At 68.2% G+C, this 14,873-nt stretch carries 17 protein-coding genes; 9 read left to right on the forward strand and 8 right to left on the reverse strand.

Annotated features, from left to right (window positions below; all coding sequences use genetic code 11):
• Positions 1–40: 40 nt before the first annotated feature.
• From BOSE125_RS06135 to BOSE125_RS06145, 3 genes are read right to left on the reverse strand one after another with little or no spacing between them, the layout of a single operon-like run.
• Positions 41–703, reverse strand: coding sequence for an energy-coupling factor transporter transmembrane protein EcfT (locus tag BOSE125_RS06135; RefSeq protein ID WP_159550962.1), 663 nt, complete (start codon positions 701–703; stop codon positions 41–43).
• A complete protein-coding gene (locus BOSE125_RS06140) occupies positions 700–1,554 on the reverse strand; it encodes an energy-coupling factor ABC transporter ATP-binding protein (RefSeq protein ID WP_236557839.1) in 855 nt (284 codons plus the stop codon). The genes BOSE125_RS06135 and BOSE125_RS06140 overlap by 4 nt, the downstream gene beginning before the upstream one ends.
• Positions 1,555–1,559: 5 nt before the next feature.
• Positions 1,560–2,216 (reverse strand): biotin transporter BioY, encoded by a 657-nt coding sequence (locus tag BOSE125_RS06145; RefSeq protein WP_159550964.1) that lies wholly within the window; start codon positions 2,214–2,216, stop codon positions 1,560–1,562.
• Positions 2,217–2,344: 128 nt separating this feature from the next.
• On the opposite strand from BOSE125_RS06145, the gene abc-f reads away from it, so the two are divergent.
• Positions 2,345–3,943 (forward strand): ribosomal protection-like ABC-F family protein, encoded by a 1,599-nt coding sequence (gene abc-f / locus BOSE125_RS06150; protein WP_159550966.1) that lies wholly within the window; start codon positions 2,345–2,347, stop codon positions 3,941–3,943.
• Between the two features lie 33 nt (positions 3,944–3,976).
• Here abc-f and BOSE125_RS06155 read toward each other — a convergent pair whose 3' ends face one another.
• From BOSE125_RS06155 to BOSE125_RS06165, 3 genes are read right to left on the reverse strand one after another with little or no spacing between them, the layout of a single operon-like run.
• Positions 3,977–4,984 carry an SURF1 family protein gene (locus BOSE125_RS06155; protein ID WP_159550968.1) on the reverse strand — a complete coding sequence of 336 codons (1,008 nt, stop codon included), beginning with the start codon at positions 4,982–4,984 and terminating at the stop codon, positions 3,977–3,979.
• On the reverse strand, positions 4,981–5,316 hold the full coding sequence (locus BOSE125_RS06160) for a hypothetical protein (RefSeq protein WP_236557840.1): 336 nt from the start codon (positions 5,314–5,316) through the stop codon (positions 4,981–4,983). Before BOSE125_RS06160 ends, BOSE125_RS06155 begins: the two co-directional genes overlap by 4 nt.
• On the reverse strand, positions 5,313–5,753 hold the full coding sequence (locus BOSE125_RS06165; protein WP_159550970.1) for a DUF3099 domain-containing protein: 441 nt from the start codon (positions 5,751–5,753) through the stop codon (positions 5,313–5,315). The genes BOSE125_RS06160 and BOSE125_RS06165 overlap by 4 nt, the downstream gene beginning before the upstream one ends.
• A gap of 156 nt (positions 5,754–5,909) precedes the next feature.
• Between BOSE125_RS06165 and BOSE125_RS06170 the strand changes: the two genes are divergently transcribed.
• Positions 5,910–6,671, forward strand: coding sequence for a beta-ketoacyl-ACP reductase (locus BOSE125_RS06170; RefSeq protein ID WP_159550972.1), 762 nt, complete (start codon positions 5,910–5,912; stop codon positions 6,669–6,671).
• A 5-nt stretch (positions 6,672–6,676) separates the two neighbouring features.
• Positions 6,677–7,507, forward strand: a complete 831-nt coding sequence (locus BOSE125_RS06175) for an SDR family oxidoreductase (RefSeq protein ID WP_159550974.1) — start codon at positions 6,677–6,679, stop codon at positions 7,505–7,507.
• 20 nt (positions 7,508–7,527) lie between these two features.
• Here the strand turns inward: BOSE125_RS06175 and serB are convergent, their stop codons facing one another.
• Positions 7,528–8,436 (reverse strand): phosphoserine phosphatase SerB, encoded by a 909-nt coding sequence (gene serB / locus BOSE125_RS06180; RefSeq protein WP_159550976.1) that lies wholly within the window; start codon positions 8,434–8,436, stop codon positions 7,528–7,530.
• Positions 8,437–8,567: 131 nt separating this feature from the next.
• On the opposite strand from serB, the gene BOSE125_RS06185 reads away from it, so the two are divergent.
• From BOSE125_RS06185 to BOSE125_RS06205, 5 genes are all read left to right on the forward strand, one after another.
• Positions 8,568–9,332: an ABC transporter ATP-binding protein gene (locus BOSE125_RS06185; protein ID WP_201301270.1), complete on the forward strand. Its 765-nt coding sequence runs from the start codon at positions 8,568–8,570 to the stop codon at positions 9,330–9,332.
• Between the two features lie 45 nt (positions 9,333–9,377).
• Positions 9,378–10,187, forward strand: coding sequence for a sulfite exporter TauE/SafE family protein (locus BOSE125_RS06190; protein ID WP_159554794.1), 810 nt, complete (start codon positions 9,378–9,380; stop codon positions 10,185–10,187).
• A gap of 40 nt (positions 10,188–10,227) precedes the next feature.
• Positions 10,228–11,019: an RNA methyltransferase gene (locus BOSE125_RS06195; protein WP_159554796.1), complete on the forward strand. Its 792-nt coding sequence runs from the start codon at positions 10,228–10,230 to the stop codon at positions 11,017–11,019.
• 170 nt (positions 11,020–11,189) lie between these two features.
• On the forward strand, positions 11,190–11,447 hold the full coding sequence (locus tag BOSE125_RS06200; RefSeq protein ID WP_115931261.1) for a type B 50S ribosomal protein L31: 258 nt from the start codon (positions 11,190–11,192) through the stop codon (positions 11,445–11,447).
• A gap of 314 nt (positions 11,448–11,761) precedes the next feature.
• Positions 11,762–12,472 carry a ribonuclease activity regulator RraA gene (locus tag BOSE125_RS06205; protein ID WP_256375974.1) on the forward strand — a complete coding sequence of 237 codons (711 nt, stop codon included), beginning with the start codon at positions 11,762–11,764 and terminating at the stop codon, positions 12,470–12,472.
• Positions 12,473–12,477: 5 nt separating this feature from the next.
• Here BOSE125_RS06205 and BOSE125_RS06210 read toward each other — a convergent pair whose 3' ends face one another.
• A complete protein-coding gene (locus BOSE125_RS06210) occupies positions 12,478–13,176 on the reverse strand; it encodes a GntR family transcriptional regulator (RefSeq protein WP_159550982.1) in 699 nt (232 codons plus the stop codon).
• Positions 13,177–13,279: 103 nt separating this feature from the next.
• Between BOSE125_RS06210 and BOSE125_RS06215 the strand changes: the two genes are divergently transcribed.
• Entirely contained in the window at positions 13,280–14,857 is a 1,578-nt protein-coding gene (locus BOSE125_RS06215; protein ID WP_236557841.1) for an ABC transporter substrate-binding protein, read from the forward strand.
• The last annotated feature ends 16 nt before the right edge of the window (positions 14,858–14,873 follow it).

Raw genomic sequence — 14,873 nt, forward strand, 5'->3', positions numbered from 1 at the left:
GGTCATCCTGAACTTTCCCGAGAATTATCACCGGGAAACGTCAGGATGGCCGGGATTCTCGTGTCTCGCCGTGGTCCCCTGGCAGCCCGCGAGCAGCCAGGGCCTCACCCGTGGCGCGGGCGTGCCCCACGGTCGCCACCAGCACCGGTCCCATGAGCCGTACCGGTCCACGCCGCAGCCCGCGCGAGGCCAGGGCCTCGGCGTTGCGACGGACCGCTCCACCCACCCAGGGGATGGACCGGATCATCACGTTGACCGCCAGGGCAGCCGCCTCGGGATTGACGCCTACCGGGCGCAGGACGCCGAAGAACCGCTCCAGCCCGTCGAGCAGTTCTGTGCCCGGGGTGGTGATCACCAGCAACCGCGCCGCGGCCAGGGCGCCGAACACCGCGGCCACCACCACGAGGGCCGGACCGAGCGCCTCGAGGGGCGGGGCCGCCGTCGGGCCCCAGATCCCGGAGACGAAGCGGGCGATGCCGGCGAACAGCAGCAGGGGCCAGCCGCGGCGCCAGGGGGCGAGGAACTCGCGGGGGAGCGAGGCCGCCAGGTAGAGGGTGAAGACCACCGCCCCGGTCACGCCGACCACCAGCGGCTGGCGCCAGAAGACGAGGATTCCCGAGAGCGCCAGCAGCACAGCGTACTTGGCCCACAGCGGGCAGCGGTGCACCGCGGTATGGCCGGGCCGGTAGTCCAGCAGATTCACAGCCTGTCCATTCCCGTGTCCCGGCCATCCCTGCGGCTTCGGCGGGCCAGGACGTCCGTGCGGTACCACTGAACGGCGTCCGGGCCGGAGGCGTCATGGACGATGTGCCCGTCGGCGATGACGAGGCACCGGTCCGCTTGGGCGGCGAAGTCGAGGTCGTGGGTGGTGAACACGACCTGCTCACACCGGCCGGATCCAGGCAGGGACAGCAGGAGTTCTTGGACCTCGAGTGTCCACTCCAGATCCAGCAGGGTGGTGGGTTCGTCGGCCACCAGCAACACGGGGTCCGTGGCCAGAACGGAGGCCAGGGCCAGGCGCTGGCGCTGCCCACCGGAGAGGTCATAGATGCTGCGGTGCCCCAGGCCACCGAGGCCGTGCGCCTGCAACAGGCGCTCGGCAGCCGCCCTTCGCTCCGGGCGGCCGCGGTGCGTGCGCCGCAGGGAGAGCTCGATGTCCTCTGCGGCGGTGGGCATCACCAGCTGGACGAGTGGGTCGGTGAAGACGAATCCGGTCCGCGCGCGGACGGCCGTGGTCTCCGTGGCCGCGTCCAGGCCGTGCACGCGCACGCTGCCCGCTGCGGGCAGGACCAGACCGTTGAGCAGGCGGATGAGCGTCGACTTCCCCGAGCCGTTGGCTCCGATCACCGCGACCGTGGGTTCGGAGGCCACCAGGTCCACCGGACCCAGGACGCGGATGGTGCCGGCTTCCGAACCGGCCGACTGTCCGGGTCCCGGCGCGGCCCCGGGGGCATCGACCACTGCGGCGCGCAGCTCGAGGCCGGAGGCTGTTGCCCCGCTGCCGGGCCGGCCGTGGGTGATGCTGTCGCGGTTTTGTGTGATGGTGGGCTCCACGCCGTTCAGAAACGCCGGAGGGCCAGGGCCGGGAAGGCCCGGATCACCGTGGCGGCCACGGCGGTGGCGAGCAGGTTCTTGATGACGTCACCGGGCCAGAACACCATGTCCGCCGCCAGGGCGGTCGGCAGGTCCAGGTCGAGCGCAAGCATCATCCCGCCGATGCCCATGGGGTGGATGAACACGAAGGATCCCACCATGGCCGAGAGCCACACCAGTGCCCACCAGCCGAAGCCGATCCGTCCGGCGGCAGCATCAGCGCCTCGAGCGGCACGCTGGGCGGCGGCTGCCTGGCCCCGTTTGAGGACCAGGGTCGAGAGGGCACCGGCCAAGGCGGCCGCGAAGGGGAACGCCAGCAAGTACCCGCCGGAGGGGCCGGCGAGCACCCCGAAGCCCGCGTTGAAGCCGGAGAGCACCGGCAGGCCCACCAGGCCCACCACCACGTACAGGGCCACGGAGAGGAAGCCGAGCCGCGCGCCCAGGATGAGTCCGGTCAGCATGACGGCGAAGGTCTGCAGGGTGATCGGCACACCGAATCCACCCACGGGAATCGGGGGCAGCATGGCGCACACGGCGATCAGGGCGGCGAAGACGCCGGCGAGGGCCACTTGGGCGGGAACCGCCAGCGGCTTGCGGCCGGCAACGGGAACGGTCTGGCTCACGGTGGACTCCTCAGAGGCGGTGGGACGGCGGCGTGGGCCGCGGCCAACCCGGTTTGGACGGCAACGGTAGACTTGGCGGGTTCCGCCAGCCCTGCCGGACAGTCTATTCATCTCAAGGAGTCCCTCCCGTGCTTGCCGTCACAGACCTCGAACTTCGCGTGGGGGCCCGGCTGCTCATGGACGGGGTCACCTTCAAGGTGGACAAGGGGGACAAGGTCGGCCTGGTCGGGCGCAACGGTGCCGGCAAGACCACCCTGACGAAGGTCCTGGCAGACGGTGGCCTCCCCGCCGGAGGCAATGTGACCCGGCGCGGCACGGTCGGCTACCTGCCCCAGGACCCCAAGGTCGAGGACATGGACCAGACGGCGCGGGACCGCATCCTCTCAGCACGGTCACTGGACCAGATCATCCGCCGCATGCGCCAGGCGGAGGACGACATGGCCAATGCGGATGACGCGATCCGTGAGAAGGCCATGAACCGCTATGGGAGGCTCGAGGCCGAGTTCACGACGTCGGGCGGGTACGCCGCGGAGTCGGAGGCCGCCACGATCTGTGCGAACCTCGGCCTGCCTGACCGCATCCTCGACCAGCCCCTGCACACCCTCTCGGGCGGCCAGCGGCGTCGCGTGGAACTGGCGCGCATCCTCTTCTCGGACGCGGACATCCTGCTGTTGGACGAGCCCACCAACCACCTGGACCATGACTCGATCGTCTGGCTGCGTGACTTCCTCAAGGCCTACCCGGGCGGCTTCATCGTCATCAGCCACGACGTGGACCTCATGGAGATGACCGTCAACAAGGTGCTGTACCTGGATGCCAACCGCCAGGTGATCGACACGTACAACATGGGCTGGAAGAACTACCTGCTGCAGCGTGAGCAGGACCAGGCCCGGCGCAAGCGTGAGTACTCCAATGCGGAGAAGAAGGCCACGCACCTGATGGAGCAGGCGAACAAGATGCGTGCCAAGGCGACGAAGGCGGTGGCCGCTCAGAGCATGATCAAGCGGGCCGAACGCATGATGAAAGGCCTGGAGGGCGAGCGGGCGGCAGACAAGGTCGCCGCGATCCGTTTCCCGGAGCCCGCCAAGTGCGGCAAGACCCCTCTCCAGGCGGAGGACCTCTCCAAGTCCTATGGATCCCTGGAGATCTTCTCCGGAGTGGATCTGGCGATCGACCGCGGTTCCCGCGTGGTCATCCTCGGGTTCAACGGCGCCGGAAAGACCACCCTGCTGCGGATGCTGGCCGGGGTGGACCAGCCGGACACCGGCGAGGTCATCGCCGGGCACGGGCTCAAACTCGGCTACTACGCCCAGGAGCATGAGACCTTGGACACCGACCGCTCCGTGTTGGAGAACATGAAGACCGCCGCACCGGACCTGGCGGACACCGAGGTGCGCAACGTCCTCGGGTCGTTCCTGTTCCAGGGCGACGACGTGGCCAAGCCGGCCGGAGTGCTCTCCGGCGGTGAGAAGACCCGGTTGGCCCTGGCCACCCTCGTGGCCTCCAGTGCCAACGTCCTGCTGCTGGACGAGCCGACGAACAACCTGGACCCGGCCTCACGCCGGGAGATCCTCAACGCCCTGCGCACCTATGAGGGTGCCGTGGTGCTCGTGACGCACGACGAAGGCGCCGTGGAGGCACTCAATCCGGAGCGTGTGGTGCTCCTGCCGGACGGCATCGAGGACCACTGGAACAGCACCTACCAGGACCTCATCACCCTGGCCTGAGCGCTGTGGTGCGGGCGTCCCTCAGACGGGGAGCTACCGGCGGGCCTCCGCCTCGTCGAGCAGGGCGTCCTCGGCCTCCTCGTCGGTGAGTTGACCGTTGCGGCGCCGGACCGGCTTGCGCTTCGGGGCACGGTAGGCAGACAGGTATCCCTGTTCCTCGGTCAACCCGAGTTCCTGGTCGTCGCGGTCGTTCACGGCCCGCTGTCGGCCCATGTAGCCCCACACGATGAAGCTCATCAGGCCGAAGAGGAACCACTGGAGCGAGTAGGACAGGTGCGGCCCCTCATCCAGGGTGGGCGGCACCAGGGTCTGGGGTCGGCTCGCCGGAGCGGGGTCCTCCTCGACCATCTCGCCATAGGCGGTGTCCGCGATCGGATAGTCGACGGCCTCTTCCAGGGCGACCAGGTCGATCGAGGCCAGCTGACCCTCCGGGGCCTCCCGCTCGAGGGTGGGCTCGCCGGGCTTGGTGCGGACCACCACGGTGGCCTCGCCCTCGGGGGGCGCGGGGACGACGTCGGGCCAGCCGGCGGTGTTGCCGATGGGCAGCCATCCGCGGTTGACCGCGATGACGTCCCCGGTGTCCGCCCGGAACGGGACGATGACCTCGTACCCGGGCTTGCCGGCCTTCGGGCGATTGCGCACGATCTGGGTGTCCTCCGCCAGGTACTCGCCGGTCATCTCCACCGGGGTCCATTCGCGGGGGGCCTCGAACGCCGTGAAGAGGTCCTCGTTGCCGGCCAGAGGGACGGGCGCGTCGTCGTAGTTCTCCAGGACCTTGTTGATCTCGGTGACGGCCTCCATGCGGCGGTCCATCTGCCACTGGCCGAGCAGGGCGCAGGCCACGGAGAAGATGGCGCAGAACGCCAGCCCGCCGAGCCACTGGGGGGAGAGCAGGAACCGGAAGTCGAGCCGCGCGCGCTTCTGTCCCGGACGGCCCGAATCTGCCTGCCGGTCGCTCTCGGAAGACTCGTATCGTCCGGCATTCCCGGCACGCTGATCTGCGCCGGCGCCGGTGACGCGATCGTTGCTCGTCTGGGTCATGAATCCTTCTCGCGGGTGTCAGTGCCGGTCGGGGCCAGGGGCAGGACGTCCTTCAGCAGTCCGCGGGACTGCAGGTAGTCGGCCAGCCAGTCACGATGGTCCTCGCAGGCCAGCCATGTCTTGCGCCGCTCGGGGGTGTGGATCCGGGGATTGTTCCATTCCAGGCGCCAGGCCGCCGCGTGCCCGCAGCTCTTGCGGGAGCAGACTTGCTGGTCCGCCGCAGTGTCGCTGCGCGCATCGCTTCCCGACGGCGGCCGGCCGCCGGGTGTGGGCGCCGGCGGCACTGGAGGATTGGTGCCGTCAAGGGCACCGAGGAGGTCATCGTGGCTCATGCGGCCCTGTCGTCGTGCTCGTGCTTCGTCTCATCCGGGTGGTCTCCCGGTTGAGGGCCGCCGTCCACGGTCTCACCCTGAAGGGTCTCGGGTCCGGCGGTCAGCTCGAGCCGGGAGCCGAGTTGGGGGGTGCCCGTGGGGGCCGGAGGTACCGCGTCCAGCACCTGACCGTTGGACACGGCCCCGTTGTTGGCCAGCATCACAGCGATGTATGGCAACACGATGGCCGCGATGAAGAGCACGATCTGCACCCAGCCGGTGGTGAAGAAGGCTCCGACGAAACAGGCCGTCCGGATGCCCATCTGCCACGCGTAGCGGACGAATCGGGCATCCCGGTCCACGTGTCCGGCCTCCGGGGCGCTGGTGATGCGCTGGACGTCGTCGTCACGGCCCGGGTGTCCGGCCTGTGGGCCGGTCTGGACGTGACGGGTGGACATGGGGCGCTCCTGCAAGGCTGTGCGCTGGCACGGCGACCGTCCAGCGGGGTTTCGGTTCCGTCCATTGTCCCACTTTCCGCCCTAGAGTGGATGACCGGAGAAGTGATCTGACATACCGCGCTGATCGCACGACAGTCCAGTCCCAGGAGGACCCAGATGGCCGAGGCCAGCACCGTTTCCACCACCACGTCTGATTCCCGCGATGCCCCGGCTGCCGGCCGCAGCGTGCTCGTCACCGGCGGCAACCGGGGCATCGGCCTCGCCATCGCCCAGGCGTTCCGGGACAACGGGGACAAGGTCGCCGTGACGTCCCGCTCCGGCGAGGCGCCGGACGGCCTGTTCGCCGTGCAGGCCGATGTCACGGATGCTGAATCCGTGGACCGTGCCTTCACCGAGGTCGAGGAGGCTCACGGGCCCGTCGAGGTCCTCGTGGCCAACGCCGGGATCACCCAGGACCAGCTGCTGCTGCGCATGAGCGAGGAGGACTTCGCCACGGTCATCGACACCAACCTGACCGGGTCGTTCCGCGTTCTGAAGCGGGCGTCGAAGGGCATGATCCGGAAGAAGAAGGGTCGCGTGGTGCTGATCTCCTCGGTGGTCGGCCTCATGGGCTCACCGGGTCAGATCAATTACGCCTCGTCCAAGGCCGGACTGGTCGGCATGGCCCGCTCGCTGACCCGCGAACTCGGATCCCGCAACATCACGGCGAATGTGGTGGCTCCGGGATACATCGACACCGAGATGACCCAGTCCCTGGGGGAGGACCTGCAGAAGCAGTACCGGTCCCAGATCCCCGCAGGCCGCTTCGCCGAGCCCGCCGAGGTCGCCAACGTGGTCCGCTGGCTCGCCTCGGACGAAGCCTCGTACATCTCCGGGGCCGTCATCCCCGTGGACGGCGGCCTCGGGATGGGACACTGATTTCCATGACTTCTGAGAACTCCGCGCACGCAGCAGGACACGACTCCACTCCGTCCACCGCCCAGGACCTGGCCGGCAAGGGCGCCATCGTCACCGGCTCCAGCCGCGGTGTGGGCGCGGACACCGCCCAACTGCTCGCCGCCCGGGGGGCCGGCGTCGTCGTCAATTACCGCCAGAAGGCGCCCCGCGCCAACAAGGTGGTGGGCGCCATCGAGTCGGCAGGCGGCCGTGCCGTGGCCGTGGGCGCGGACATCACCACCGCAGAGGGCCGCAAGGCCATGGTGGACGCCGCCGTCGAGGCCTTCGGGTCCCTGGACATCCTGGTGCTGAACGCCTCCGGCGGCATGGAGACCTCGATGGGCGAGGACTACGCCACCGTGCTGAACCGCGACTCGCAGCTGGCCATGCTCGAGGCCGCGCTCGAGGTCATGCCGGCCGGCGGCCAGGTGGTCTTCGTCACGAGCCACCAGGCACACTTCATCGATTCGGTCCCCACCATGGATGCCTACGTCCCGGTCGCCCGGTCCAAGCGCGCCGGCGAGATCGCCCTGCGCGAGCGGATTCCGGCATTGCAGGAACGGGGGATCGGCTTCGTGGTGGTGTCCGGGGACATGATCGAGGGGACCATCACGGCCACCATGCTCAACCGTGCCGAGCCCGGTGCCCTCGAGGCCCGCCGCGAGGCCGCCGGCAGGCTCTACTCGGTGGCCGAGTTCGCAGCGGAGATCGCCGCTGTGGTGGGTTCGGCCGGCCGGGATCTGCCGGTCGGCCACACCGAGTACGTCGGCGGGGCCCAGGACTTCCTCGACGTGGCCGGAGACCCGGACCACCGCTAGACAGAGGGCGGTGCGGGCGGCTAGAGGCCGGCCAGCACGCGCAGGACGTCCAGGGAGGGCAGGTCCAGCTCGACGTGTGCGTGGGCGCGAAGAGCCGGCTTGGCACAGAACGCCACGGCCAGTCCCGCGGCCTGGAGCATATCGATGTCATTCGCACCGTCCCCTGCGGCGATGACGCCGTCGGCGTGGACCCCGGCCGCCGCGGACCAGGCACGCAGCATCTCGGCCTTCACGGCCCGGTCCACCACCGTGCCCAGCACCCGGCCGGTGAGGCGGCCCTCCACGATCTCCAGGTCGTTCGCCCGGTACTGGTCCAGGCCGAGGTCGGCCGCGAGGGGCGCGAGGACCTGGGTGAAGCCGCCGGACACGGCACACACCTGCCACCCGGCCGCCTGGAAGGCACCGATGACCTCTCGCGCGCCGGGCTGGGGCTCGACGGCGGCCACCACCTGGTCGATGACCGCGGCGTCCAGTCCCGCCAGAGCCTTGACCCGGTGATGGAGCGATTGAGTGAAGTCCAGTTCACCGCGCATCGCGGCCTCGGTCACGGCGGCCACCTCAGCCTCGCGGCCCGCGTGGGCGGCCAACAGTTCGATGACCTCCTGGCGGATGAGGGTCGAGTCCACATCCATGACCAGCATCTTCGGCCGGGCCGCCAGTGCGGCCGCCGGGACCACCGCGGCGGCGTGCCCCTCCGGGAGCAGTCCGAGATCGGGGCGGCCCGCCGTGTCACCGGCCTGCACGTGCCACCGCCAGCCGTGGAAGCCGACGCCGGCCACCGGCTCGGCATGGGCCGGCACCACCGGCGGGGTCGAGATCGGGTCGGAGTCTGCCCCGCCGGAACCCGGAGCATAGACCAGGACCAGGTCTGTCCCGATGGAGGAGGGGACGATGTCCGGACCGGTGGACGGGGAAACAATGGGCGGCATGCCGTGGCCTTTCGTGCTTCAAGGGGTGTTTCTAGCCTAGTGTTTGAATCATGACCAGCCCCTCTTCCCAGCCCCTGCGCGCCGCCACGGACCACGAACTGTTCACCCCCTCGGGCGAGTCGGTCGTGGAGATGGCCGGGGTCGGTGTCCGGAGGGGCACCAAGGACCTGCTGTCCGAGGTCAGCTGGCAGGTCCGGGAGGATGAGCGCTGGATCATCATGGGCCCCAACGGGGCGGGCAAGTCGACGCTGCTGCAGGTCGCCTCCACCCGAATGCACCCGACCACCGGCATGGTGGGCATCCTCGACGAGGTGCTCGGCGCCGTCGACGTGTTCGAGCTGCGCCCGCGCATCGGGCTGTCCTCCGCGGCCCTAGCCCAGCAGCTCCCGGACGGGGAGACGGTGCTGAACGCCGTGCTGACCGCGTCCTGGGGCGTCATGGGCCGCTGGAACGAGGCCTATGACACCGTGGACGAGGAGCGAGCCCGCCGCCTGATCTGGCAGTGGGGCCTGCGTAGCTACGAGGACCGCCGGTTCGGCACCCTGTCCGAGGGCGAACGCAAGCGTGTCCTCGTGGCCCGGGCGCTGATGACCGACCCGGAGTTGCTGCTCCTGGACGAGCCGGCCGCTGGTCTCGATCTGGCCGGACGTGAGACTCTCGTCCGGGCGCTGACGCGGCTGGCCTCTGACCCCGCAGCTCCCGCCCTCGTGCTGGTGACCCACCACGTGGAGGAGGTCCCGCCCGGATTCACCCATGCGTTGCTCATGCGCCAAGGACGGGTGGTGGCCGCGGGGCCCCTGGAGCAGACGCTGACCGAGGACCATCTCTCGACCGCGTTCGGTCTGCCCCTCAAGGTCACGCGAGTCGACGGCCGCTACACGGCCGTCGCCCGCTGACCGGCCCCGGGGGTATACCGCGTGGACGTACTGGGCCTCAATGTCATGGGTCTGGACCTGTGGCAGGTCATCGTCATCCTGCTGGCGGGTTTCTGGGCCGGCACCATCAATACCGTGGTGGGTTCGGGCACCCTCGTGACCTTTCCCGTGCTGGTGGCGATGGGTTTTCCGCCCGTCACCGCACAGATCTCCAATGCCATGGGCCTGGTGGCCGCGGGCGTCTCCGGAGTCTTCGGTTTCCGCCGTGAGCTGGCGGCCTCCAAGGCCGTGCTGCCGGCCCTGACGATCGCCTCCCTCCTCGGCGGCCTCGTGGGAGCGTTCCTCCTGATGGTGTTGCCGGAAGAGGTCTTCGGCGTCGCCGCCCCGATCCTCATCGCCGTGGCCATCTGCTTCGTGGTCTTCCAGCCCGCCCTGTCCCGGTGGGTCCGCCGGCGGAAGGCCGGCGCAGACCACATCGAGGAGCCGGAGACCCCCACGGGGCCGGTGTCTCCCGTGCTCTGGGCACTCATCTTCGCCGCGGGCATCTATGGTGGGTACTTCGTCGCCGCCCAGGGTGTCCTGCTGCTGGGCATCATGGGGGTGTTCCTGTCCGGAGCCCTCGTCTACGCGAACGCCATCAAGACCTGGCTGTCCCTGGCGGTGAACCTCATCGCCGCCGTGTCCTACCTGATCTTCGCCTTCGACCGCATCGATTGGCGGGCCGTGCTGCTGATCGCGGTGTCCTCCATGATCGGTGCCTCCCTCGGGGCCAAGATCGGCCGCCGCATCAAGCCGTTCTGGCTCCGCGTGGTCATCGTGGTCGTCGGGGTGGCGGGCCTCGTGAACCTGGCGTGGCCGCTGCTGACCAGTGGGTGAACCCCTCGGGCCCCTCAGCGCGAGCGGAGCCAACGGCGCCATCGAGGTGACCGACCCCGCGGATCCGCGGGTGGAGGTCTTCAGCGGCCTCACCGATGCCGCCCTGCGCCGCCGGCAGGACGCCGCCCACGGAATCTACCTCGCGGAGTCCTCACTGGTGGTCCGCCGCGCCCTGGACGCAGGCCACCGGCCACGCTCGTTCTTCCTGGCGCACCGGTATCTCGACTCGATGGCCGATGTCTTCGCCGCCCATCCGGGCGTCCCTGTCTACACGGGCACGGACGCCATGCTCGAATCGATCTCCGGCTTCCACCTGCACCGCGGTGCCCTGGCCGCCGTGGAACGGCCCGCACCCCGCACGGTCGAGGAGCTGCTGACCGGGGCCCGCCGCATCGCCGTGCTGGAGAACGTCTCCGACCACACCAACATCGGGGCCATCTTCCGTTCTGCTGCGGCGATCGGCATCGACGCCGTGCTGGTGACCCCGCTCTGCGCGGACCCGTTCTACCGCCGCTCCATCCGTGTCTCGATGGGGGCCGTGTTCCAGGTGCCGTGGACGCGAGTCGACCCCTGGCCAGCTGGTATCGAGATGTTGAAGGATGCCGGCTTCACAGTGGCGGGGATGACCCTGGGGCACGGTGCCATCACGCTGGACGACCTGGTCGCCGAGGATCACGGGAGACTCGCCCTGGTGTTCGGCCACGAGGGTGACGGGCTGGCGGCCGAGACGGAGCAGCGGCTCGACAGGAGAGTCACCATTCCCATGATGAACGAGGTCGATTCGCTCAACGTCGCCGCCTCCTCGGCCATCGCCTTCTACGCGACACGGTAAGGGCTCATGGTGAGGCGGCAGCCGTCTCCTGGGTCGGTTTCGCCGTCGGGTGTCGGATGACGCTCCAAGGGGCCATGCGTTATAGTAGGTAGCTGGCCGTACTGCGGTCGCCCACACACGTTCCTCATCAGCCGCTGGCAAAATCCAGTGGCGCCACCGAAGGATTCCCCATGAAGACTGACATCCATCCCGATTACCAGCTGGTGATCTTCAACGATCTGGCCTCCGGCGAGAAGGTCCTGACCCGCACCACCACCACGTCCCAGAAGACGATGGAGTGGGAAGACGGCAACACTTACCCGGTCATCGACGTGGAAATCTCCGCGGCCTCGCACCCCTTCTACACCGGCAAGCAGCGGATCATGGATACCGCCGGCCGCGTGGAGCGCTTCAACGCCCGCTTCAAGGGCTTCGGCGGCAAGAAGTAAGGCCTACCGCCTACTGGATGCCCCAGCACACCGGGGCCGATCCGCGACCTCCCCTCGGGGACGAGTCCGGATCGGCCCCGGTTTTGTTTTTAATCCGATGCCGTAAGCGATATCAGTGTTCCTGATGTCAAGGAGAGTGCGCCGCTCTCGTTTCCGGCGTCCGCCTCCGGAATACCACTTTCTCCCAGCGCCTTCCGCCGATACCTTCTGCTTGGTATCTTGGTATACCAACAGAAGGCCATGATCGAGAGGGATTCAGGGTGTCGATAGAAGCAACAGACCAGGCGGCGAAGAATGCGACGGCGGACCCATCGGTGGACGCACACGCACCGCTCAGTGAACCGGCAATGAGCGCGCTCCTCTCCGTGGGTACAGCGACCATCACCACCCAATTGCTTTCCCGGGGGTTCCGGAACACGTTCTTGGAGGGACTGTTCGTCTCCAACCCCTCACGGCAGCGCATGGTCGGTGAGGCTTTCACCATGCGGTCGATCCCCGCCCGGGAGGACATCGACGTTCCGGCCATCTTCCAGGACTACGACCATCCCCAGCGCAAGGGGGTCGAATCCGTACAACCGGGGCAGGTCCTCGTGATCGATTCGCGAGGGAAGAAGCGTGCCGCCTCTCTGGGACACATCCTGGCCACCCGACTGCGTGCGCGCGGCGCGGCCGGTGTCGTCACGGACGGATCCCTGCGAGATATGGAGGGTTTCGAAACACTGGACCTGCCGACATTCTCGGCGGGGCCGTCCCCCACCACCAACTTGGCGCAACACCACGTCGTCGACTTCCAGGTGCCCATCGCCTGCGCCGAGGTGGCTGTCTACCCGGGTGACATCATTGTCAGCGACCGGGACGGTGTGGTTTGCATCCCTCGGCACCTGGCGGAATCCGTGGCGATCGACTCGGCGGAACAAGAGAGGTTGGAGGAGTTCGTGCTGGCCCGGATCGAGGACGGCAAGCCTCTGCGCGGTACGTATCCACCGAATGAGGAGACGATGCGGGCCTACTGGGAGCAGCGTTGACGCCGCTAGCTCCCCGCACGTTCGCCCGCGGCGGCCCGATCGATCGACGTGGTGATGTGCCGCCGCATCAGCTCAGCGGCGCGCTCGGGATCCCCGCGACGGGCGGCCTCAAGGATCGCCTCGTGCTCGGCTCCCTCTGCCTCCCACTGCGGCCAGTGTTCCCACAACACGCCCACCACGGCCAGCGCTGTCAGGTCCTGCAAGCTGTCCAGGGACTTGACGATGATCGTGTTCTCACTGTTCGCGTACATTCCGCGGTGGAACTGACGGTTGGCCAGTGCGCGTACCGCCGCGTCGCCCGCGGCCGCATGCCGGCGTGCCTCGTCGAGAGCACGTTTCGCCGCCGAGAAGTCGGGGTCGACCCTGGCGGCATCGATGATGGCCCACGGCTCCAACAACACCCGCTCCTCGTAGACGTGCCGGATGTCGGTGAAGCTGAGACTCCGGACGGCAATGCTTCGGTGGCCAACGACGACCAGACCGGAACGTTGGAGCACGATCAGCGCCTCGCGGACGGGCGTCTTCGAAACCCCGAGCTGCTCGGCGATCTTCCGTTCCACCAGTACTTCGCCCGGCTTCAGCCTGCCCGAGAAAATCGCTTCCTTGAGGGATTGGACGATCAACTCAGTGCGCGTGGGGGCCGCATCCAGAGCAGGAAGGGGGGTCAGGAATCCGGCATCCGACGACAACGTCATGGTCGTCATGATATGCCACGCACCCTGTGAGACGGCCCGTAGGGGCGCGCGCGGCTCCGTGACTCCAGCACAGACTTCGCCCACGATCGCCCACCACATTCCAGAGGAACCCATGATGACATCTTCTTACAGTACGACGCCGGGGCTGATCCGGCGCCTCCGGACCCCGCTCACGCTGGCCGCCGCGTCGTCCGTGCTGCTCGGCGGTTGCGGTGTCGCCAACTCGGAGCCGGACACGGCCGCAGAGAGCCCCGACACCCTGCGCATCGCCCTGGCCATCGAACCGACAACACTCGAGCCGTGCGATTCGACTCTGTCTTCCACCGGCATGCTGGTCCGCTCCAACGTCACCGAGCCGTTGGTCGAGCGCAATCCCTCCACGGGTGACCTCGAGCCGCTCCTCGCGACCAGCTGGGAGGCGATCGATGATTTGGAGTGGACCTTCACCCTGCGCGACGACGTCACCTTCCACGATGGCACGCCATTCAACGCCCAAGCTGCCGCTGCCGCCATCGACCGAGCCGTCAATGGCCAGCTCGGTTGCGATGTCGAGGGCCAGATCTTCGGCGACGCCGACGTCGTCGTGGAGGCCATCGACGACACCACCCTGAAGGTGTCGACCGAGCAACCCGATCCGGTCCTTCCGCTGCGCCTATCGTTCATCGAAATCGGTGCGCCGACCGAAGGTTCGGTTGACGCCAAGGTCCGCGAACCCGTCGGCACCGGACCGTACTCCATCGGATCCTGGGATTCCGGAATCAAGATCTCACTGGACCGCAACGATTCCTACTGGGGTGAGGCGTCCGCCTACCCTGCTGTCGACTACCTGTGGCGTTCCGAGGGTACCGTGCGTGCGGCCATGGTGGCGGGCGATGAGGCGGACATCGCCACCGGCCTCAGCTCCGCCGACGGTGCCGGCGACCTCGCCGAGGCCTATCCCAACAACGAGACCGTCGCGCTGCGCTTCAGCGGGGACATCGCCCCCTTGAATGACATCCGGATCCGGCAGGCCATCAACTATGCGATCGACCGGGACGGCATCACGGATTCCCTCTACGCCGGCGAGAGCGAGCCCGCCGAGCAACTGGTCCCTCCGGGCGTCGTGGGCTTCAACGAGTCACTCGAGCCGTGGGAATCAGACGTGGAGATGGCCAAGGAGCTGGTTGCCGCAGCCCAGGCGGACGGGGTGGACACGAGCGCCAAAATCACGATCGTGGCTCGCAACGGGCAGTTCCCCAAGATCTCGCAGCTGACCGAAGTGCTGCAGGATCAACTGGCGCAGGTGGGGCTGAACGTTGAATCGAAGGTCGTCGAGACCTCTGTCGGCCTGCAATACCAGGTCGAGCCGTTTATCAAGGACGAGGGGGCGATCGCCATGTTGGTCCAGCACGGCAATCAGGCAGGAGACGCGTCCTTCAGCGTGGACTCCTACATGGTCAGCGACGGCTCCATGAGCATGTTCGGCACCCCGGAGTTCGACGCGATCCTTGAGGAGGCCGCTGCAAAGACCGGCGACGATCGCCAACAGGCATACGCCGACGCATTCAAGTACGAGCGCGAAAACCTGGTGCAGTTCGCATACGTAGCCCGGATGACCGGCCTGATGAGCAAATCGCCCACGGTGGACTACACACCGAACTCGTCGACGAACGACGAACTGCGGTTGTCGGAGATCCGCCCGGCTCAATAGCCGAGGGGCAGCGCGG

This window comes from Citricoccus sp. K5, from assembly GCF_902506195.1.
Taxonomy (GTDB): domain Bacteria; phylum Actinomycetota; class Actinomycetes; order Actinomycetales; family Micrococcaceae; genus Citricoccus.

What these genes read in the sequence shown, in the direction of transcription:
- serB (WP_159550976.1), bottom strand. Translation starts at nt 8,436, where the DNA reads ATGCCGCCCATTGTTTCCCCGTCCACCGGTCCGGACATCGTCCCCTCC.
- BOSE125_RS06185 (WP_201301270.1), top strand. Translation starts at nt 8,568, where the DNA reads ATGGCCGGGGTCGGTGTCCGGAGGGGCACCAAGGACCTGCTGTCCGAG.
- BOSE125_RS06160 (WP_236557840.1), bottom strand. Translation starts at nt 5,316, where the DNA reads ATGAGCCACGATGACCTCCTCGGTGCCCTTGACGGCACCAATCCTCCA.
- BOSE125_RS06215 (WP_236557841.1), top strand. Translation starts at nt 13,280, where the DNA reads ATGATGACATCTTCTTACAGTACGACGCCGGGGCTGATCCGGCGCCTC.
- BOSE125_RS06165 (WP_159550970.1), bottom strand. Translation starts at nt 5,753, where the DNA reads ATGTCCACCCGTCACGTCCAGACCGGCCCACAGGCCGGACACCCGGGC.
- BOSE125_RS06175 (WP_159550974.1), top strand. Translation starts at nt 6,677, where the DNA reads ATGACTTCTGAGAACTCCGCGCACGCAGCAGGACACGACTCCACTCCG.
- BOSE125_RS06200 (WP_115931261.1), top strand. Translation starts at nt 11,190, where the DNA reads ATGAAGACTGACATCCATCCCGATTACCAGCTGGTGATCTTCAACGAT.
- BOSE125_RS06190 (WP_159554794.1), top strand. Translation starts at nt 9,378, where the DNA reads ATGGGTCTGGACCTGTGGCAGGTCATCGTCATCCTGCTGGCGGGTTTC.
- BOSE125_RS06170 (WP_159550972.1), top strand. Translation starts at nt 5,910, where the DNA reads ATGGCCGAGGCCAGCACCGTTTCCACCACCACGTCTGATTCCCGCGAT.
- BOSE125_RS06210 (WP_159550982.1), bottom strand. Translation starts at nt 13,176, where the DNA reads ATGACGACCATGACGTTGTCGTCGGATGCCGGATTCCTGACCCCCCTT.
- BOSE125_RS06155 (WP_159550968.1), bottom strand. Translation starts at nt 4,984, where the DNA reads ATGACCCAGACGAGCAACGATCGCGTCACCGGCGCCGGCGCAGATCAG.